A 19,497-nucleotide genomic window follows, 5' to 3' on the forward strand; every position below is an offset into this window, starting at 1 on the left:
CATGTTGCATCTTGCTCCCCTGCGAAAGGAGTGCCAAAACAGCGCTGTCGTTTTTGGTTGAATGAAATGGAGCATGGTTATGCAGCAGGCGGAAATCGGACTGATCGGCCTTGGCGTTATGGGATCGAACCTGGCGCTCAATATTGCCGAGAAAGGCAACCGCATCGCGGTCTTCAACCGGACACCAGCGCGCACGCATGAATTCATCGGCGAGGCAGGCGACCTTGCTGGCAATATCATTGGCTGCGACACAATCGAGGAGTTTGTTGCCGCCATTCGCCCGCCGCGCCCGATCATCATCATGATCAAGGCCGGTGACGCTGTCGATCAGCAGATGGAATTGCTCAAACCGCATCTTTCGGCCAATGACATCATGATCGATGCGGGCAATGCCAATTTCCGCGACACGATCCGCCGTTTCGACAATCTGAAGGATAGCGGCCTGACCTTTATCGGCATGGGCGTTTCCGGTGGTGAGGAAGGTGCCCGTCATGGTCCTTCGATCATGGTTGGCGGCCTGGAAGAAAGCTGGAAGCGGGTCGAGAAGGTTCTCACCTCGATTTCCGCCAAGTTCAATGGCGACCCTTGCGTGGCGTGGCTCGGCACGGATGGCGCTGGCCATTTCGTCAAGACGATCCATAACGGCATCGAATATGCCGATATGCAAATGATCGCCGAAATCTACGGCATTCTGCGCGATGGGCTTGGCATGTCGGCCAGCGAAATCGGCGATGTGTTCGGCCAATGGAACAAGGGGCGCCTGAATTCCTACCTGATCGAAATCTCCGAAAAGGTGCTGAAGGCCAAGGACCCGATTACAGGCAATCCGATGGTGGATGTCATCGTCGATGCCGCAGGCCAGAAGGGCACCGGCAAATGGTCGGTGATCGAAGCGCAGAATCTCGGCGTTGCGGCGACGGGCATCGAGGCTGCCGTGGCGGGACGTGTGCTGTCTTCGCAAAAGCAGGAGCGCGTTGCGGCGGAAGCAATTTTCGGCCTGCCGAAGCCCACCGAAAAGCCCCATGACGGCATGGCTTTCCTGGCCGATCTCGAAAGCGCGTTGCTGGCGGCAAAAATCGCTGCCTATGCTCAGGGCTTTGCGGTGATGGCTGCTGCCTCCAAGGAATTCGGCTGGTCGCTGCCGATGCCAACGATTGCGAAAATCTGGCGCGAAGGCTGCATCATCCGCTCGCAATTCCTTGATGAGATCACCTCGGCCTTTACCAAGGACCCTGACGTGGCAAACCTGATCGTCACGCCCGCCTTCTCGAAAATGGTCAAGGACAGCGATGCAGCGCTTCGCCGCGTCGTTTCCTACGCAGCCCTTTCCGGCCTGCCGGTTCCGGCACTCTCCTCGGCGCTGTCCTACTTTGACAGCTACCGTCGCGGTCGCGGCACCGCCAATCTCATCCAGGCGCAGCGCGACTTCTTCGGCGCCCATGGCTTTGCGCGGGTGGACGGCAAGGATTATCCGCACGGCCCCTGGGGCAGCGGCGCGGCGATCTACTGATCCCGGCGGTTTTGCAATAAAAGCAATGCCTCGCTGCTTCACCGCAGCGGGGCTTTTTTGAGGGCGTTGTTTCGATGAACGATCATCTTGTCATTCTGGGCAGCAAAGGCGGCCCGGCGATCCGCCCCGGCGGCCCTAATCCCACATCGATGCTGCTGACACTCGGTGGACGCCGCATTGTCGTCGATTGCGGCCTTGGCGTGACACGCGGGGTGGTGGAGACGGGCATGTCGTTGAAAGAACTGGATCTTGTATTCATCACTCACCTCCATTCCGATCATGTATTGGAGCTTGGTGGGCTTCTCCATACGGCTTGGACGACGGGGCTTGCAAAGCCGGTCCTCGTCTATGGGCCGTTGGGCACACAGCAGCTATGGCAGGGGTTTCTCGCCGCGCTTGACTATGACATCCGCACGCGAATCGAAGATGAGGGCAGGCCTGATCCGGCGGAGTTGATTACCATCATCGAATATGGCGAAGGGCCGATTTTTGTCGAAAACGGCTTGACGGTGTCGGCATTGCGCGTTGACCATCCACCCGTGACGGAATGCTTTGCCCTGCGGTTTTCCTACGGCGAAAAGACAGTCGTACTGTCGTCCGATACTGCCTATTTTCCGCCGTTGGCACAGTTTGCGGCCCAGGCCGACATTCTCGTTCATGAGGCCATGTTGCCGGAGGGTGTGGACAACATCGTTGCCCGAACCGGTAATGGCGCTCGCCTGCGAGAGCATCTCTACGCTTCGCACACGCTTGCCGAAGACGCCGGACGGCTGGCGAATGCTGCGGGTGTGAAAAAGCTCGTGCTCAATCATCTCATTCCTGCCGATGATCCGGCGTTTGGCGAGGCGGATTGGCGCCGTGCGCTTTCTAACGTCTGGTATGGACCTTTGGTGATCGCCCGAGACGGGGTGTGTATCCCGTTCTGATCAACGGCCAAGATTCTTGTTGGCCGCTGAATGGTTCAGGACCACGCAGGCTGGCTCATGCTTTGCAGCAGATGCGGCTCCACGCCGTCGATGCTGGCAATTACGGCCTTTGCAAGTTCGCGTCCGGCCATCAACGCATCCTCATTGGCGGTGATGATTTCAGGACGTATCCATTTGAGGATCGGCACCGATTGCTTGGAAACGAGATCAACATCCAGGCCCAACCTCTTGTCCGCCGCATCAATCCCGGCGTTGACAGCGATCGCGGCGCTGCTGGAAGAGCAGATGATGCCGTCTGGAGCCTCTGGTGAGCGCATCAGCGCTTCTATCGCGTTGCGGATCTCCTCGAGCGATCCATCGATATTGACGGGCACCGGCACTTCTGCTGCACCGGAGTCACGGATGCCGGCCAAAAAGCCATCGCGGGTATGGCGGTAATAGGTCAACTTGTCGGTCGGCGGCAGCAGGGCGATCCGCCTGCGGCCACGTTTGGCCAAGCGCTCCACGGCCTGGCTGGCGAAGGCCTCATTGTCGAAATCGTGAAACGGATGGATCAGACCGGATGCCGTGCGGCCATGGGCGGCGAACGGCATGCCACGCTCTGTCAGCAGCTTGATGCGGGCATCGTCGGGTTCGGTGCGTGAAATAATCACCCCATCCGCCGAACCGGTATCGAGAATATAGCGAACCGGCTGCATCGGGTCCTTGCTATGGGAATGCGGCGTGACAACGATATGGTAAGGCGTGCCCGACAAGACCTCGGAAATGCCGAAAACCATCTGGCTGCTGAAACCCATGATTTCCTCATCGATGCTGAGCACCAGGGCGATCACATTGGTCTTGCCGGTACGCAGACGCACCCCCGCACGGTTGGGCTGATAGCCCAATTGCCGCGCCACCATCCGCACCCGCTCCTTGGTATCGGCACCGATATCCGGCGCATCCTTCAAGGCGCGCGATACCGTGGTAATGCCGAGCCCGGTCAGAAAGGCGATGGTCTTGAGGGTAGGGCGTTCGCCCTTACCTTCATGTGCCGCCCTTGCATGTGAGGCTTCGGTATGTGGGGCCTTTATCGGGCCAGGTCTTCGCTCATCATTCATGAAATGTCCGCCAGTAAAGTCTATTCCTACACTCCGATACTCAGTTTCGGCAAGGAGGCCTGTGACGGGAACTGTCACCGGATAAAAGTTCAATGCGTTCTAAATTCTGAAACGATACAGTAAAAATGTCGAGAGCTAATTCGGGAGATTTTCTCGGACAAATTACAATCAATGCAGGCATTGCGCCACCTCAGCCCATTTCGCATTTGCGAAGAAAAATCTATTTACTGATTAAAAACAGCCAATAATGGCAGTTTGCAGCGCGATAAATTCTGATTTTCAGGATGTTTTTCCGATTTATGGTGGGCACAATTTCAGACGTAAAAAAACTGAATAAAAAAATTCTAATTCCCGGTTGCGTCCTTAAGAAGATTGACTTAGGTTTTTCCGGCAACGTTTCAGTGAGGGAGGAGACTCAATGATAATTCGGTGCATTGCGGCTGCATTGGCAGCCACTGTGGCCCTGCCGCTCGGCATGGCCAGCGCGACCGATCTGGAAGTGACCCATTGGTGGACTTCGGGGGGAGAGGCGGCTGCGGTCAAGGAGCTGGCAAAGGCTTTTGACGCGACCGGCAACAAATGGATCGACGGCGCTATCGCCGGATCGGGCGGCACCGCCCGGCCAATCATGATCAGCCGCATCACCGGTGGTGATCCGATGGGGGCGACCCAGTTCAACCATGGGCGCCAGGCGCAAGAACTGGTGGAAGCCGGTTTGATGCGTGATCTGACCGATCTTGCCACCAAGGAAAAGTGGAAAGAGGTCATCAAGCCAGCCAGCCTGCTCGACGGCTGCACTATTGACGGCAAGATCTATTGTGCTCCGGTCAACATTCATTCCTGGCAATGGCTCTGGTTGTCCAATGCCGCCTTCAAGAAGGCCGGTGTCGAGACCCCGAAGAACTGGAATGAGTTTGTTGCCGCAGCGCCTGCCCTGCAAAAGGCAGGCATTCAGCCATTGGCACTGGGCGGCCAGCCCTGGCAGGCCAGCGGGTTGTTCGATACGCTGCTGATTTCGCTCGGCGGGAAAGATCTTTATCTCAAGGTCTACCAGGACAAGGACGAAGCGACGATCACCGGTCCTGAATTCGCGGCCATTTTCAAGGCGGCGGACGATGCCCGTAAGATGTCGAAGGGCAGCAATGTTCAGGATTGGAACCAGGCCACCAATATGGTGATCACCGGTAAGGCCGGTGGCCAGATCATGGGCGATTGGGCGCAGGGTGAATTCCAGCTGGCCGGACAGGTGGCGGGCAAGGATTATAGCTGCCTGCCGGGTCTCGGCCTCAACGGTTATCTGACGGCGGGCGGCGATGCCTTCTATTTCCCGCTGCTGAAGGACAAGGATAAGTCCAAGGCGCAGGAAGTTCTGGCCTCGACCATTGTCGACCCGAAAACCCAGGTGGCCTTCAACCTGAAGAAAGGCTCGCTGCCAATCCGCGGCGATGTCGATCTGGGAACGGCCAATGACTGCATGAAGAAGGGGTTGGAAATTCTTGCCAAGGGCAATGTCCTGGCCAGCACCGACCAGCTTTTGTCCGCCGATACGCAAAAGCAGAAGGAGGACCTGTTCTCCGAATTCTTTGCCAATCCATCGATGACACCTGAGGCCGCACAGAAGCGCTTAGCCGATATCATCAGCGACGCGGATTGAGCCTGCCGGATCTGGTTGTTTTACGCATTCCCCCGCAAGGCAACGTTTCACTTGCGGGACATGCGCTTCAACATCGTCCAGAGCCATGGCGGCGTGTTGCTTCGCCATGGCTTCCGGTTCCGCTCAAGGCCTCCACCGGCTGGATTTTTCCCGGCATCGGAGAGGATGGCTGTGAACAGAGGAGGGTACTCTGATGATGGCCACTGGCCAAAATAAAAGACCGGTTCGGTTGTTTCGCAATCTGAACGCCAAGATTGCCTCTATTCCCATGATCCTGGTTGCTGTCGTTATTTTTCTCGGCGGCAGCATCTGGACCGTGGTTTATTCCTTTACCAATTCCAAGCTTCTGCCCAGGCTGAATTTTGTCGGTCTCGATCAATATGAGCGGCTCTGGGGTTCGGCGCGCTGGCTGATCTCGATCCAGAATCTTGCCGTCTACGGCTTTTTCTCGCTGATTTTCAGCTTGGTGATCGGCTTTCTGCTGGCAGCGCTGATGGATCAGAAAATCCGTTTCGAAAACCTGTTTCGCACGATCTTCCTCTACCCTTTCGCGCTGTCCTTCATCGTCACCGGTCTTGTCTGGCAATGGGTGCTGAACCCGGAATTCGGCATTCAGTCGGTGGTGCGCAGCATGGGCTTTACCAGCTTCACCTTCGATCCGCTCTATAATCCGCAACTGGTGATCTACGGCATTCTGATCGCGGGCCTTTGGCAAGGTACCGGCCTGGTGATGTGCCTGATGCTGGCTGGCCTGCGTGGTATCGATGAAGACATCTGGAAGGCCTCGCGGGTCGATGGCATCCCGACCTGGAAAACCTATCTGCTGATCATCATTCCAATGATGCGACCGGTGTTCATCACCACGCTTGTCATTATCACCAGCGGCATCGTCAAGGTCTATGACCTGGTGGTGGCGCAAACCAGCGGCGGCCCCGGCATCGCGTCGGAAGTGCCTGCCAAATATGTTTATGACTATATGTTCCAGGCGCAGAACCTGGGGCAGGGCTTTGCCGCTTCGACGATGATGTTGGTGACCGTCGCCATTATCATCATTCCCTGGGCCTATCTGGAATTTGGAGGGCGCAAACGTGGCTGACCATTCCGCTCTCAACACGCAGGCTTCAGCTGTGCTTCCTGTGGCGTCTCGCCTTGGCGAAGGTCCTATGGGCCGCAAACCGAAGCCTATCCTGTCACGCCGCAATATCATGCTCTACGGCATCCTGTTCGTGGCCGCCGCCTATTACCTGCTGCCGCTGTACGTGATGGTTGTCACCTCGCTGAAGGGCATGCCGGAAATCCGGATGGGCAATATCTTCTCGCCGCCAATGGAAATCACCTTCGAGCCCTGGGTGAAAGCCTGGAGCCAGGCCTGTACCGGGCTGAATTGCGACGGCCTGTCTCGCGGTTTCTGGAATTCGGTGCGCATCATGGTACCCTCGACCGTGGTGTCGATCGCCATTGCCTCCGTCAGCGGGTATGCGCTGGCCAATTGGCGCTTCAAGGGTGCGGAACTGTTCTTCTCCATCCTGGTGATCGGCGCGTTCATTCCCTATCAGGTGATGATCTATCCAATCGTCATCGTGCTGCGGGAAATTGGCATCTATGGCAGCCTCACAGGCCTGATCATCGTCCATACGATTTTCGGCATGCCGATCCTGACGCTGCTGTTTCGCAATTACTTCGCCTCGCTGCCGGAGGAATTGTTCAAGGCAGCCCGGATCGATGGAGCAGGGTTCTGGCAGATATATCTGCGGATCATGCTACCAATGTCGCTGCCGATCTTCGTGGTGGCGATGATCCTTCAGGTCACCGGCATCTGGAACGACTTCCTGTTCGGCGTCGTCTTCACCCGCCCGGAATATTACCCGATGACGGTGCAGCTCAACAACATCGTCAATTCGGTTCAGGGCGTGAAGGAATACAACGTCAACATGGCCGCAACGATTTTAACCGGCGCTGTGCCGCTGATTATCTATTTTGTCTCCGGACGCCTGTTCGTGCGTGGCATCGCCGCGGGCGCCGTGAAGGGATAATGCCGATGAACACAAGTGTTTCCATACGCGATCTCTCGCTTAATTTTGGCGCCGTCACGGTGCTGAAGGATCTCAATCTCGACATTGCCGATGGCGAGTTTCTGGTGCTGCTCGGCTCTTCGGGCTGCGGCAAGTCCACGCTGCTCAACTGCATTGCCGGGCTTCTCGATGTCTCGGAAGGGCAGATCTTCATCAAGGACAAGAACGTCACATGGGAAGAACCCAAGGATCGCGGCATCGGCATGGTGTTCCAGTCCTATGCGCTGTATCCGCAGATGACCGTGGAGAAAAACCTGTCCTTCGGCTTGCAGGTGGCAAAAATGCCAAAGACCGAGATCGACAAGCGGGTGGCGCGCGCCGCAGAGATCCTGCAAATCGGTCCGCTGTTGAAGCGCAAGCCAGCCGAGCTTTCCGGTGGTCAGCGCCAGCGCGTGGCCATCGGTCGGGCTTTGGTGCGCGATGTCGATGTCTTCCTGTTTGACGAACCGCTGTCCAATCTCGATGCCAAGCTGCGCGCCGAATTGCGCGTTGAGATCAAGCGGCTGCATCAATCGCTGAAAAACACGATGATCTACGTCACCCATGACCAGATCGAGGCGCTGACGCTGGCCGACCGGATCGCCATCATGAAAAGCGGCGTCATCCAGCAGCTTGACGATCCGATGACCATCTATAACCGGCCAAAAAACCTGTTCGTGGCTGGCTTTATCGGCTCGCCGTCGATGAATTTCTTCAAGGGTGAGCTGCGCGAAAAGAATGGCGCTGTGGTGTTTCATTCCGGCGGCGTCGATTTCGGCCTGACCGGCTATCAGGCCGATACCACGCTCATGCCCGGACGAAAGGTCGTGCTGGGCGCTCGTCCCGAACATATCGCCGTGGACGGCGATATCGGTCCGGGTGAAGAAGCCCATCCGGCGATCGTCGACATCGAGGAGCCTATGGGGGCAGACAATCTCCTCTGGCTGAAGCTGGCGGGCCAGGTGCTGTCGGTACGCATTGCCGGTACGCGCCGCTACCGACCGGGCAGCGAGGTCAAGCTCGCATTCGACATGTCCGTCGCCTCGATTTTCGACGCCGAGACCGAGATGCGTCTCTGACACCCCATCCTGAGGAGCGGTTCAACCGCTCCGCAATTTTTGAGATGATCATGACCGATATCCACGACCTTGCCGGCCCCTGGCAGCTCTCCACCGCAAGCGGTGAGCATTCCTGCACCATCGCCTTGCCCGGCGACGTGCATAGCGCGCTGCATGCGGCAGGCATGATTGCCGATCCTTATTTCGCCAGGAATGAGGAACAGGTGCAATGGGTGGCCGAAAATGACTGGGTGCTGGTGCGCAGCTTCCATCTCGATGTGGCCGATGCGGACTGGTATCTGGATATCGACAATCTCGATACGGTTGCCATGGTGTTCATCAATGACATCCCGGTGTTGTCTGCCGACAATTGCTTCCGCCGCTACCGTCCTGATATCAGCGCCGCCCTGCAGCCGGGCGAAAATACCATTCGCATTTTCATCCATTCCAGCATCAAGGCAGGGGCCGAGCGGCAGGCGCGCCAGCCCTTCTACGTGCCTTACCATCCCGGCAACTCGCCGATCCCGCATGGTAACATGCTGCGCAAGCCGCAATGCCATTTCGGCTGGGACTGGAATATCGCCATCGCGCCGCTCGGCGTCTATGGCACCATCGCCATCCGCAAACTGGACCCGGCGCGGGTTGAACACGTGGAGACCAGCCAGTTGCATCATGCCGATGGCCGGGTGGAACTGACGGTGAAGGCAACGATCTTTGCCAAGACCCCATCGGTCGTGCCGGTGCATTTCCAGTTGGAGGACGAGCGGGTGCGGCTGGACTGCGGCGTCAATGCCGGGGAAACGGTCATTACCCATGTGTTCGAGATTGAACAGCCGAAACTGTGGTGGCCTGCGGGCAGCGGCGAACAGACGCTTTACACATTAAGCGTAGACGTGCCGGGCGATACAGTCGAAAAACTGATCGGCCTGCGGATCATCGAACTGCTTACCGATGCGGATGAGGCGGGCAGCCGGTTTGCGTTCAAGGTTAATGGTCGGGAGATCTTCTGCCGGGGCGCCAACTGGATTCCCGCCGATGCACTGTTCTCGCGATCCTCGCCCGAAAAAACCAAGGGCCTGCTGGACTCGGCGGTCGCCGCCCATATGAACATGATCCGCGTCTGGGGCGGCGGTTTTTATGAAGCCGACTGGTTCTATGATCTCTGCGACCGGCTGGGCCTGATGGTCTGGCAGGACTTCATGTTTGCCTGCAATCTCTATCCCTGCACTGATGACTTCCTTGATAATGTCGCTGCAGAGGTCGATTATCAGGTCCGTCGCCTGCAATCGCATCCCTCCATTGCGCTCTGGTGTGGCGACAATGAATTGATGGGGGCGCTGACCTGGTTTAACGAAAGCCGTGACAATCGCGACCGTTATCTGGTTGCCTATGACCGGCTGAACCGGGTGATCGAGCAGGGGGTCAAAAAGACCTTTCCGCAAGCCATCTGGTGGCCCTCAAGCCCGGCCTCCGGCTATCTCGACTATGGCGATGCCTGGCATGCCGATGGCTCCGGCGACATGCATTACTGGTCGGTCTGGCACGAGAACAAGAGCTTCGACAATTACCGCAGCGTCAAGCCACGCTTCTGCTCGGAATTCGGTTTCCAGTCCTATACGTCGCTGCCTGTCATCGAGAGCTTTGCCGAAGCAAAGGACATGAATATCGCCTCGCCGGTCATCGAGCTGCACCAGAAGAATGCCGGTGGCAATGAGCGGATCGCAGGCACGATGTTCCGCTATTTCCGCTTCCCAAAGGATTTCGCCAATTTCGTCTATCTCAGCCAGATCCAGCAGGGACTGGCGATCAAGACGGCGGTGGATTATTGGCGCTCGCTGAAGCCGCATTGTATGGGTACGCTCTATTGGCAGCTCAACGATACCTGGCCTGTCGCGTCCTGGGCGAGCCTGGACTATGGCGGGCGGTGGAAGGCCATGCATTATATGGTCAAGCGCTTCTTCCAGCCCGTGACCATTGCCGCCATCCCGGATGAAACGGGCAAGCGGTTGCAGTTCTCCATGGTCAATGACACGGCTGACAGTGTGGATATCGATCTGACCGTGTTTGCGCTGACACTGTCTGGTGAGCGCCGGCCACTCACGACGGCAAGCGGATCATGTTCACCAGACCGGGCAGAGATTTTAACCTCCATCGAACTATCAGCTATCCCCAGTAATGGACTGATAATATGGAATTTCAAGGCATCCAACGGCATGAAAGGCGAGGGCCATTTCATGCCTGGTGGCACCTATAAATCTCTGGAACTGGAGCCATCAGGGCTTGGCTTTGACGCCACACCACAGGCCGATGGTTCGCTAGAGCTAACGGTTACAGCCTCCGGTCTCGCGCTGTTCGTGATGATCGAAAGCCGCATTGATGGGAGCTACAGCGACAATGCCTTCGACCTGACCGCCGGTGAAAGCCGCCGTGTGATCTTCACGCCAGCCACGCCGCTGCCGCCGGGCGAAGTGCCTGATTTCACCCTCTACGATCTCTATTCCTGCCAGGCTACCCAATAGTCCCACACAAACCAGTCATCCGACACATATCGACAGCCCGCGTCATGGGAGGCGCGGCGCTTCATTCAGGAGGAAATGACCATGACCGATCTCGGCTTTCAGCTCTACAGCGCCCGCAATTTCCAACCGTTTTCCGCCATCCTTCCGAAATTAAAGGCGGCAGGCTACACCCATGTCGAAGGCTACGGCGCCATGTATGCCAGCGCCGATGACGCGGCACTGAAGGCGCTTCGTGACGATCTCGACGCCAATGACCTGACCATGCCGACCGGCCATTTTGGCCTCGACCTGCTGGAAAGCGATCCGGCCAAGGCGCTGTCCATTGCCAAGACGTTGGGCGTCAAAGCGGTCTATTGCCCTCATCTCGTTGCGGACCTGCGTCCAACGGATGCAGCGGGTTGGTTTGCTTTTGGCCAAAGGCTGGAAAAGGCTGGCAAGCCTATCGTCGATGCCGGGCTGCTGTTCGGCTGGCACAATCATGATTTCGAATTCGTAGCACTTCCTGACGGCTCGACGCCGCAGGAGCAGATTTTTGCTGGTGGCCCCAGCCTGACCTGGGAAGCAGATCTCGCCTGGGTGGTGCGTGGCCATGCCGATCCCGTGTCCTGGATCGAGAGCTATGGCAAGCGGATCACCGCCGTGCATGTCAAGGATATCGCCCCCGCAGGTGAAAACAAGGACGAGGACGGCTGGGCCGATGTTGGCCATGGCACGGTCGACTGGAAGGGACTGATGGCCGCTCTGGAACGCTATAACGTCCAATATTATGTGGTCGAGCATGACAATCCCAACGATATCGACAGGTTGATCACCCGGTCTATTGCTTCCTTCAATTCCTTTTGAATCATATACTTGTCAGGACAACCTAAGATGACACGTGAACTTAATGTCGGCATCATCGGATGCGGCAATATTTCCTCGGCCTATTTCACCCTTGCCCCGCTTTTCAAGGGCATCACAGTGGTGGCCTGCGCCGATATCAACATGAATGCGGCGGAGCTGCGCGCCGAGGAATTCGGCGTCAAGGCCCAGACGGTGGAAGAGCTACTGGCCAATCCGGATGTGGATGTGGTGGTCAACCTCACCATTCCGGCGGTGCATTACGCTGTCTCCAAACAGATCCTCGAAGCAGGCAAGCATGTCTATTCGGAAAAGCCGCTGGTGCTGAGCCTGGAAGAGGGTGAGAGCCTGCGGCGGATCGCAAAGGAAAAGGGTCTCTCGGTCGGCTGCGCCCCCGACACTTTTCTGGGCGGTGCGCATCAGCTGGCGCGCAAGCATATCGATGAAGGTGGCATTGGCCGCGTCACATCCGGCACCTGCCATGTGATGAGCCCCGGCATGGAAATGTGGCACCCGAACCCGGACTTTTTCTTTCTGCCGGGCGGCGGTCCGGTCCTCGATCTCGGGCCTTATTATATTGCCAACCTCATCAACCTGATCGGCCCGATCAAGCGGGTCGGGGCATTGACCTCAATGGCCAACGAGACCCGCACCATTACCAGCGAGCCGCGCAATGGCGAGGTGATCCCGGTCAAGACTCCGACCAACATTCACGCCCTGCTGGAATTCGTCAATGGCGCGACCATCACCCTGTCAGCCAGTTGGGATGTCTGGTGCCATCGCCATGCCAATATGGAGCTTTACGGTACGGAAGGGTCGTTGTTCGTGCCGGACCCGAATTTCTTCGGTGGCGTGGTGGAAGCCACAGGCCGCAACAAGGAGGTCAAGCCGCTGGAGGACTGGGACCATCCGTTCGGCATTAACAATCAGGAAAGTGCCCAGGGGCCGCGTGCCAATTATCGCACCGCCGGTCTTGCCGACATGGCCCTGGCGATCATCGAGGGACGCGATGCGCGTTGCTCTCTGGACCGGGTTTTGCATGGCGTCGATGTGATGACAGCCATTCTGAAATCGGGTGAAACCGGCGAATTCATCACGCTCTCCACCACCTGTACCCAACCAGCGGCTCTTGGCGTAGAAGAGGCAAGGGCGCTGCTTCGGTAAGGCGCACGAGAGCATTCCAGCCAAAGTGTATCGCGGTTTGGCGTTCGGAAATGCGTAAAAACAAAGAGCTAGAGCATCTCCGCGATTCAACGAAACGCGGAGATGCTCTAGACAAAGGCGGCGGCACTATGCCGTCGCCCATTTCAAGGAGCACATCATGAACTGGCAACCGGCTGAAGACCGCTACGAGCGGATGACCTATAATCGTTGCGGCAAGAGCGGGCTTAAATTGCCAGCGATCTCGCTTGGTCTCTGGCATAATTTTGGCGATGACACGCCGCATCAGTTGAAGCGGGACATGTGCCGCCGCGCCTTTGATCTTGGTATCACCCATTTCGATCTTGCCAACAATTATGGCCCTCTGCCGGGTGCTGCGGAACTCGCCTTCGGCGAAATCCTCAAGACGGATTTTCATGGGCTTCGTGACGAGCTGATCGTCTCGTCCAAGGCGGGTTACAACATGTGGCCCGGTCCGTATGGCGAATGGGGCAGCCGCAAATATCTGATCTCATCCTGCGACCAGAGCCTGAAGCGCATGGGTCTGGACTATGTGGATATTTTCTATTCGCACCGTTTCGACCCTGATACACCGCTGGAAGAAACCTGCGGCGCGCTCGATCATATCGTTCGTTCGGGAAGGGCGCTCTATGTCGGGATTTCCTCCTATAATTCGCAGCGCACCCGCGAAGCCGTCGAGATCATGAAGGGTCTCGGCACGCCGCTGCTGATCCACCAGCCGAGCTATTCCATGCTCAATCGCTGGGTGGAAGATGACAAGCTGCTCGATACGCTTGAGGATGTCGGCATGGGCTCCATCGTGTTTTCACCGCTGGCGCAGGGCATGCTGACCACCAAATATCTCCAGGGTATTCCCGAGGACAGCCGCGCCGCCCAGAACCACTTTCTGAAGCGCGAGTTCATCCGCCCTGAAATAATCGACAATATCCGCAAGCTCAACACCATTGCCGAAAATCGCGGCCAGACGCTGGCGCAGATGGCGATTGCCTGGGTGCTGCGCGGTGGTCGCGTCACCTCTGCCCTGATCGGCGCCAGCCGCGTCTCGCAGATCGAGGATTGCGTCAAGGCACTGGACACGCCTGATTTTACCGAGGCGGAACTGGCCGAGATCAATGTCTATGCCAAGGAAGCCGATATCAATCTCTGGGCGAAATCCGCCGAGCGCGATTGATCGAACCAATCCTCCTTGCTGGCGAAGGCAAGGAGGGTTTTCTCGTGGAGGAGGAAGCATGATCGTCAACCCAATCCTGCCGGGCTTCAACCCGGACCCGTCCATCTGCCGGGTCGGGGAGGATTATTACATCGCCACCTCAACCTTCGAATGGTATCCGGGCGTGCAGATCCATCATTCGCGCGACCTGGTGAACTGGACGCTGATCCGCCGTCCGCTGGAGCGCCAAAGCCAGTTGGACATGCGCGGCAATCCCGATAGCTGCGGCATCTGGGCGCCGTGCCTGTCCTATGCCGATGGGCTGTTCTGGCTGGTCTATACCGATGTGAAGCGCCTCGACGGCAGCTTCAAGGATGCGCCCAATTACATCGTGACATCGCCAAGCATCGAGGGTGAATGGTCCGATCCTGTTTATGTCAATGCTTCCGGCTTCGACCCCTCGCTGTTTCATGATGACGATGGCCGCAAATGGTTCGTCAATATGCAATGGAACCACCGGCTTGAGGCTTTCAATGCCATCGGCCCGCATCCGGCCTTCGACGGCATCCTGTTGCAGGAATGGGACCCGGTGGCGAAAACGCTGACGGGGCCGGTGCGCAACATCTATGCCGGGACCGAGCTTGGACTGGTCGAGGGGCCGCATCTGTTCAAGCGCAATGGCTGGTACTATCTGACCGTTGCCGAAGGTGGCACAGGCTATGACCACGCCGTCACCATGGCGCGGTCGCGCACTCTCGAAGGCCCCTATGAGACCCATCCCGACCGGCATGTGATCACCTCCAAGGATAATGCCAAGGCAGAGCTGCAAAAGGCTGGCCACGGGCAATATGTGGAAACGCCTGACGGGCAGGCCTATCACACCCATTTATGCGGTCGCCCGCTGGCGCCTTATCGCCGTTGCACGCTGGGGCGTGAGACATCCTTGCAAAAATGCGTCTGGAAGGACGATTGGCTCTATCTGGAGCAGGGCGGTCCGGTGCCTGCGGTCTACGTGAAGCCGCCTTTACCGGCAGAGCGTTTGGAAAAGCCTGCGATCACCGAGTACCGTTTCGATCCGTCGGGCCTGCCGATGGATTTTCAATGGTTGCGGATGCCAGAGCCGGAGCGGATTTTCAGTGTGGCGGCTCGACCTGGCTTTTTGCGGCTTTATGGCCGGCAAAGCATTGGCAGCTGGTTCGAGCAGGCACTGGTGGCCCGCCGCCAGCAGCACCACTCATTCCGGGCGCAGACCCGGATCAGTTTTGCGCCGCAAACCTATCAGCAGGCGGCGGGCCTGACCCATTATTATAATCGCTACAAGTTTCATGCCCTGACTGTGACCTGGCATGAGACTTTGGGCCGGACGCTGACCATCCTGTCTTGCCCCGGCGACTATCCAGACGGCAAGCTGGTCTTTCCCATCGATGCCGGATTGTCTCTGCCGGATGGCGACATTGATCTGGCGTTGGAGGTTGCCGATAACGATCTGCAATTCCTCTGGCGTCCAGCAGGCGCAGGCCCGGCCGGTTCCGGCGAGGCATGGCAGACGGTCGGGCCGATCCTCGACGCGGGCGTCATTTCCGATGAAGGCGGACGCGGCTTTGATGCCTCCTTCACGGGTGCTTTTACCGGCCTGTTCGCATTCGACCTGACTGGTCAGGGCAAACAGGCCGATTTCGAGGGCTTCGTCTACGAGGCGCGTTGAAAGCTGGCGTTATCACGGGGCAGGGCCACAACATCGAAATGATCCGGTGCGTGGCCCGCCCTGGCGCGGTCTGCCATGGTGTTATAAGCAGCCTCCAGATGGCGGCAAAACCGTGTTGCATCGAACAAGGGCGCTATGAACCGTTGTTCGGCGATATGCGCCTTCAACCGTGCAATTCTGTCGGGATCATTGATCAGCGCCGTGGCAAGCTCGACGAAATCGTCTTCGTCTCGCGCCACCAGTTCATCGAGACCGATGGCTTTCAACAGGCTTTCCGAGACGCGAGACGCGAAATTCGTACCCCGCTTGGTTATGACAGGCAAGCCTGCCCACAGCATATCCGAGGTGGTGGTGTGGCCGTTACAGGGAAAACTGTCGATGGCAAAATCGGCAGCCCGGGTGCGGGCGATATGGTTTTCATACAGCATTTTCGGGGCAAACAGCAGTTGCGATTGCTTGACGCCCAGCGATTTGAAGAAGGTGGCGGTGGATTGGCGTGCGCCATTGCCATCGACCATCATCCAGAGCAAGGCCTTTGGATTGGCCTTGAGGACGCGCGCCCAAAGGCGCAAGGTTTCCGGCGTGTTTTTCGACTGGCTGTTGAAGGCGCCGATCACCACCCTGTCCGCTGGCAGGCCAAGCGCCATACGGGATGAGGCGGGAGGGAAGGGGCGATGAACCGGATCGTTCGGCTGATAGCTTTCCGGCATTCGGCAGAATTTCTCATGATAATGGGGCTTGGCGCTATCAGGCAACACGACATGATCGCCAATGACGTAATCGCAATCGACATCGCAACAACTGCCGGGAAAGCCGAGCCATGCGACATGAACCGGTGCGAGAGGCCGGTTCATCAGCCCGGAGCGGCCATCGCGCGTGTGGCCTTTCAGATCGACCAAGATGTCGATCTTCATCGCCCGGATCGTCGCTTCGGCCTCATCGTCAGTCTGGTCGGCAATCGAGGTGATCGCGCCCCATTGCTGACGGCCGCCCTTATCGATATCGACGAGATTGCGAGGCGTATGACAGAATAGAAAGATCTCGAAACGACTGGTGTCGTGACTGGTCAACACGCTGCGCAGCAAACGCATCGTGGCGTGATCGTCCCAGAAGTCACCGGAAAGATAGCCGATTCGCAGCTTTTCACCCCAGACATGTGGCAGATTGTGCCGTGTCGTCTGTGAGGCCGCCGCCATCACCTGGGTTATCGTATAATAGCGGGCGCGCCTGTTCAGGCGTTCATCCGCCAGCCACATCAGATTGGCATGGGGCGATTCCATGGTGAGAAAATCTACCTTACCAGCCGCTATGTCCCGATGCAGCAGAGCCTCCTCTGCTGTCAGGATGTCGTAACTGCATTGCATCCGGGCAATCTGTACCAGCGCCATGCGCACTTTCGGCAGGTCCGGCCGCAATTGCCGCAGCCGTGTGTAGATCGGCAGGCAGAGCGGATGATGGATGTCATTGCCGACAGCCAGGGCAGCAAGCACCAGATCATCGATATGATCGCTTGTCCCCAGCGTGGCGATCAGGGCGTCTTTTGCGGCGCTGGACAGAGGAACAGTTCCGGATTTCAGCACCACATAGGCGGCGTCTACGGTCGCTGGGCCAAGTGCGAGGCTGTTCAAGGCAAGAGCGACGGCCTTTTCCTGCTGCATGTCAGTCAGATAGAGACGCGCCGCATGGCCCAGAAATCCCGCCTGAGCGGAGGGATCAAACTGTGCGGCACTGTCGCCGAGAGCGGCAAAGGCTTGTGCAGCATCAACGATCTTGCCCGCCGCTTCCAGATTTTTTGCCGTGCGAATCCGAAGGTCGAGGTCCGAAGCTTGCGAACCCATCTCATCCACCAGCACCGTCATGGCGTCCGTCCTTCTTTTCCCTGAGGAACATCGAAATGGTCCGGCGGCAATCCGGCTTTGGCGCGTTCCGCCATCATGTCGTAGGAGGTTTCAAGGTGGCGGCAAAAGCGCGTTGCATCAAACAACGGCGTCTTGAAGCGTTGATCGACCAGATGCTGTTTCAAGGCGCGCATCTCTTGCGGATCGTTGATGAGCGCGGTTGCCAACGCCACGAAATCCTGTTCGTCCCTTGCCACGAGTTGCGGCAGGCCGACAGCATTCAGCAGGCTTTCCGACACGCGCGACGCAAAATTGCGCCCTTGCATGGTCAGCACCGGCAGCCCGGCCCAGAGCATGTCTGATGTCGTCGTGTGACCATTGCAGGGGAAGGTGTCGATGGCGAAATCAGCCGCCTGCGCCCGGGACAAGTGGGCTGCATAGGCCATTTTCGGCGCAAACAGCAATTGCGATTGCTTGATGCCCAGTGTCTTGAAATGGGCAGCGGTTGCCTGACGCGCGCCATTGCCGTCAATCATCAGCCAGAGCAGTGCCTTTGGATTGGCCTTGAGCACCTCGGCCCAAAGCCGCATGGTAAGCAGCGAGTTCTTGCGCTGGCTGTTGAACGCGCCAATCACCACGCGGTCAGCCGGCAGGCCAAGCGCCATGCGGCTGGCGGCCTCGGGCAGCGGACGATAGACGGGGTCGTTCGGCTGGTAGCATTCCGGCAGACGGCAGAATTTCTCATGGTAATAAGGTTTTGAACTGTCGGGCAGCACGAACCGGTCGCCAATCGCATAATCACAATCGATCTCGATACAGGTGCTGGGAAAGCCCAGCCATTGAACATGCACCGGCGCCAGCGGCCTGTTCATCAGGACAGAGCGACTACCGCGCGTATGCCCCTTCAGGTCGACGAGAATATCAATGTTGTGCGCCCGGATCGTCGCCTCGGCCTGGTCATCGCTCATATCGGTGATCGAAACGATCCTGCCCCATTGCTGGCGCCCGCCATTGTCATAGGCCAGGAACTGGTCAGGCGTGTAACAAAACAGCGTCACCTCGAAGCGCGCCGCATCATGAGCTGAAAGCACCGAGCGCAGCAGCCGCATGGTGGCATGATCGTCCCAATAATCGCAGCTCAGATAGCCGATGCGGAGCTTTTCGCCCCAGCTATGCGGCTGGTTGTGCCGCAAAGCCTGCATGGCCGGAGTGACGGGCGGGAAGCCGCTGATCATCGAGGCCAGACGGTTCAGCCGTTCGTCGTCTTCCCACATCAGGCTGGCATGCGGCGGCTCCTGGGTAAGGCACGCAATTTCGCCGCGTGCCAGTTTTTCCCGCAGTAGCGGCTCTTCTTCCACCAGAACCGGATAATGGCATTGTTCACGCGCCACCCGCAGCAGCAGCATCAGCACGTTATCGTCTTGCGGTCTAAGACGACGCAGTTTCTGCAACACAGTCAGCGTCAGCGGATTGCGGCTGTCTGCCGAGAGAATTTCACCGGCCTTTTGCCAATGCTCCGGCCTCTCGCTGGCGACCAGCGTGGCGAGCAGGGCATTCATGCGCTCCGGCGGGTAGGTCGCCTCTGTATCCAGCGCCAGAAACGCGGCATGAGCGCGCAACCGCGATCCCTCCGGCTCAGGCATGCGGCTTGCGGCAAACTCGAAAGCTTCGACCGCACCCTCCATCGCTCCCAGTTTCAGCAGGATGTCCCCGAGCAGGCCAGGTGCATCCGGGCCGGGATCGTTGGCAACCAGGCTAGAGACTGCCTCCAGTGCCGCCTGATATTGGCCACTATCATAAAGGCGTCTCGCCTCCTGGAGGGGGTGGGCAACATTCAACACGGTTTTCTGGTCTCCCTGCATGGTCGGAAACCGATTCGAGAGTCCGTCAGGTTCAAATTAAACCCGCCAGACTCCGGACACTCACGTTTCCGTTTGTCTTCTCGGGAAAACCCTAGGAAGTCA

14 protein-coding genes are annotated in these 19,497 nt (G+C 58.0%); 11 read left to right on the forward strand and 3 right to left on the reverse strand.

The window, feature by feature from the left end; translation table 11 throughout:
- The first annotated feature begins 79 nt into the window (after nt 1-79).
- Nucleotides 80-1,510, forward strand: coding sequence for an NADP-dependent phosphogluconate dehydrogenase (gene gndA, locus V6582_RS19270; protein ID WP_156630760.1), 1,431 nt, complete (start codon nt 80-82; stop codon nt 1,508-1,510).
- Between the two features lie 74 nt (nt 1,511-1,584).
- Nucleotides 1,585-2,436 (forward strand): MBL fold metallo-hydrolase, encoded by an 852-nt coding sequence (locus tag V6582_RS19275; RefSeq protein WP_156630700.1) that lies wholly within the window; start codon nt 1,585-1,587, stop codon nt 2,434-2,436.
- Nucleotides 2,437-2,471: 35 nt separating this feature from the next.
- On the opposite strand, the gene V6582_RS19280 is transcribed toward V6582_RS19275, so the two are convergent.
- A complete protein-coding gene (locus V6582_RS19280; RefSeq protein ID WP_156630701.1) occupies nt 2,472-3,536 on the reverse strand; it encodes a LacI family transcriptional regulator in 1,065 nt (354 codons plus the stop codon).
- Between the two features lie 418 nt (nt 3,537-3,954).
- Here V6582_RS19280 and V6582_RS19285 point away from each other — a divergent pair, with 418 nt between their 5' ends.
- The 9 genes from V6582_RS19285 to V6582_RS19325 all read left to right on the forward strand — a co-directional run bounded on the left by V6582_RS19285 (nt 3,955) and on the right by V6582_RS19325 (nt 15,695).
- On the forward strand, nt 3,955-5,190 hold the full coding sequence (locus V6582_RS19285; protein ID WP_156630702.1) for an ABC transporter substrate-binding protein: 1,236 nt from the start codon (nt 3,955-3,957) through the stop codon (nt 5,188-5,190).
- A 193-nt stretch (nt 5,191-5,383) separates the two neighbouring features.
- Nucleotides 5,384-6,286 (forward strand): carbohydrate ABC transporter permease, encoded by a 903-nt coding sequence (locus tag V6582_RS19290; RefSeq protein ID WP_156630703.1) that lies wholly within the window; start codon nt 5,384-5,386, stop codon nt 6,284-6,286.
- Nucleotides 6,279-7,223 (forward strand): carbohydrate ABC transporter permease, encoded by a 945-nt coding sequence (locus V6582_RS19295; RefSeq protein WP_337739174.1) that lies wholly within the window; start codon nt 6,279-6,281, stop codon nt 7,221-7,223. The genes V6582_RS19290 and V6582_RS19295 overlap by 8 nt, the downstream gene beginning before the upstream one ends.
- Nucleotides 7,223-8,320 (forward strand): ABC transporter ATP-binding protein, encoded by a 1,098-nt coding sequence (locus V6582_RS19300; RefSeq protein WP_272950766.1) that lies wholly within the window; start codon nt 7,223-7,225, stop codon nt 8,318-8,320. Before V6582_RS19295 ends, V6582_RS19300 begins: the two co-directional genes overlap by 1 nt.
- Before the next feature lie 50 nt (nt 8,321-8,370).
- Complete coding sequence (locus V6582_RS19305; RefSeq protein ID WP_156630706.1) at nt 8,371-10,818, forward strand: beta-mannosidase; 2,448 nt, start codon at nt 8,371-8,373, stop codon at nt 10,816-10,818.
- An 81-nt stretch (nt 10,819-10,899) separates the two neighbouring features.
- Nucleotides 10,900-11,661 (forward strand): sugar phosphate isomerase/epimerase family protein, encoded by a 762-nt coding sequence (locus V6582_RS19310; RefSeq protein WP_156630707.1) that lies wholly within the window; start codon nt 10,900-10,902, stop codon nt 11,659-11,661.
- A 27-nt stretch (nt 11,662-11,688) separates the two neighbouring features.
- Nucleotides 11,689-12,822, forward strand: coding sequence for a Gfo/Idh/MocA family protein (locus V6582_RS19315; protein ID WP_156630708.1), 1,134 nt, complete (start codon nt 11,689-11,691; stop codon nt 12,820-12,822).
- A gap of 157 nt (nt 12,823-12,979) precedes the next feature.
- Nucleotides 12,980-14,011, forward strand: a complete 1,032-nt coding sequence (gene mgrA / locus V6582_RS19320) for an L-glyceraldehyde 3-phosphate reductase (protein WP_156630709.1) — start codon at nt 12,980-12,982, stop codon at nt 14,009-14,011.
- A 58-nt stretch (nt 14,012-14,069) separates the two neighbouring features.
- On the forward strand, nt 14,070-15,695 hold the full coding sequence (locus V6582_RS19325; protein WP_156630710.1) for a glycoside hydrolase family 43 protein: 1,626 nt from the start codon (nt 14,070-14,072) through the stop codon (nt 15,693-15,695).
- On the opposite strand, the gene V6582_RS19330 is transcribed toward V6582_RS19325, so the two are convergent.
- Both V6582_RS19330 and V6582_RS19335 read right to left on the reverse strand, forming a co-directional pair.
- Nucleotides 15,680-17,554: a hypothetical protein gene (locus V6582_RS19330; protein WP_156630711.1), complete on the reverse strand. Its 1,875-nt coding sequence runs from the start codon at nt 17,552-17,554 to the stop codon at nt 15,680-15,682. The two genes, V6582_RS19325 and V6582_RS19330, sit on opposite strands and share 16 nt — an antisense overlap.
- Entirely contained in the window at nt 17,551-19,374 is a 1,824-nt protein-coding gene (locus V6582_RS19335) for a hypothetical protein (RefSeq protein ID WP_337739175.1), read from the reverse strand. The genes V6582_RS19330 and V6582_RS19335 overlap by 4 nt, the downstream gene beginning before the upstream one ends.
- Nucleotides 19,375-19,497 lie beyond the last annotated feature (123 nt).

Origin of the sequence: Agrobacterium vitis, assembly GCF_037039395.1 — a bacterium.
Lineage (GTDB): Bacteria > Pseudomonadota > Alphaproteobacteria > Rhizobiales > Rhizobiaceae > Allorhizobium > Allorhizobium vitis_E.

What these genes read in the sequence shown, in the direction of transcription:
- gndA (WP_156630760.1), top strand. Translation starts at nt 80, where the DNA reads ATGCAGCAGGCGGAAATCGGACTGATCGGCCTTGGCGTTATGGGATCG.
- V6582_RS19275 (WP_156630700.1), top strand. Translation starts at nt 1,585, where the DNA reads ATGAACGATCATCTTGTCATTCTGGGCAGCAAAGGCGGCCCGGCGATC.
- V6582_RS19280 (WP_156630701.1), bottom strand. Translation starts at nt 3,536, where the DNA reads ATGAATGATGAGCGAAGACCTGGCCCGATAAAGGCCCCACATACCGAA.
- V6582_RS19285 (WP_156630702.1), top strand. Translation starts at nt 3,955, where the DNA reads ATGATAATTCGGTGCATTGCGGCTGCATTGGCAGCCACTGTGGCCCTG.
- V6582_RS19290 (WP_156630703.1), top strand. Translation starts at nt 5,384, where the DNA reads ATGATGGCCACTGGCCAAAATAAAAGACCGGTTCGGTTGTTTCGCAAT.
- V6582_RS19300 (WP_272950766.1), top strand. Translation starts at nt 7,223, where the DNA reads ATGCCGATGAACACAAGTGTTTCCATACGCGATCTCTCGCTTAATTTT.
- V6582_RS19305 (WP_156630706.1), top strand. Translation starts at nt 8,371, where the DNA reads ATGACCGATATCCACGACCTTGCCGGCCCCTGGCAGCTCTCCACCGCA.
- V6582_RS19310 (WP_156630707.1), top strand. Translation starts at nt 10,900, where the DNA reads ATGACCGATCTCGGCTTTCAGCTCTACAGCGCCCGCAATTTCCAACCG.
- V6582_RS19315 (WP_156630708.1), top strand. Translation starts at nt 11,689, where the DNA reads ATGACACGTGAACTTAATGTCGGCATCATCGGATGCGGCAATATTTCC.
- mgrA (WP_156630709.1), top strand. Translation starts at nt 12,980, where the DNA reads ATGAACTGGCAACCGGCTGAAGACCGCTACGAGCGGATGACCTATAAT.
- V6582_RS19325 (WP_156630710.1), top strand. Translation starts at nt 14,070, where the DNA reads ATGATCGTCAACCCAATCCTGCCGGGCTTCAACCCGGACCCGTCCATC.
- V6582_RS19330 (WP_156630711.1), bottom strand. Translation starts at nt 17,554, where the DNA reads ATGACGGTGCTGGTGGATGAGATGGGTTCGCAAGCTTCGGACCTCGAC.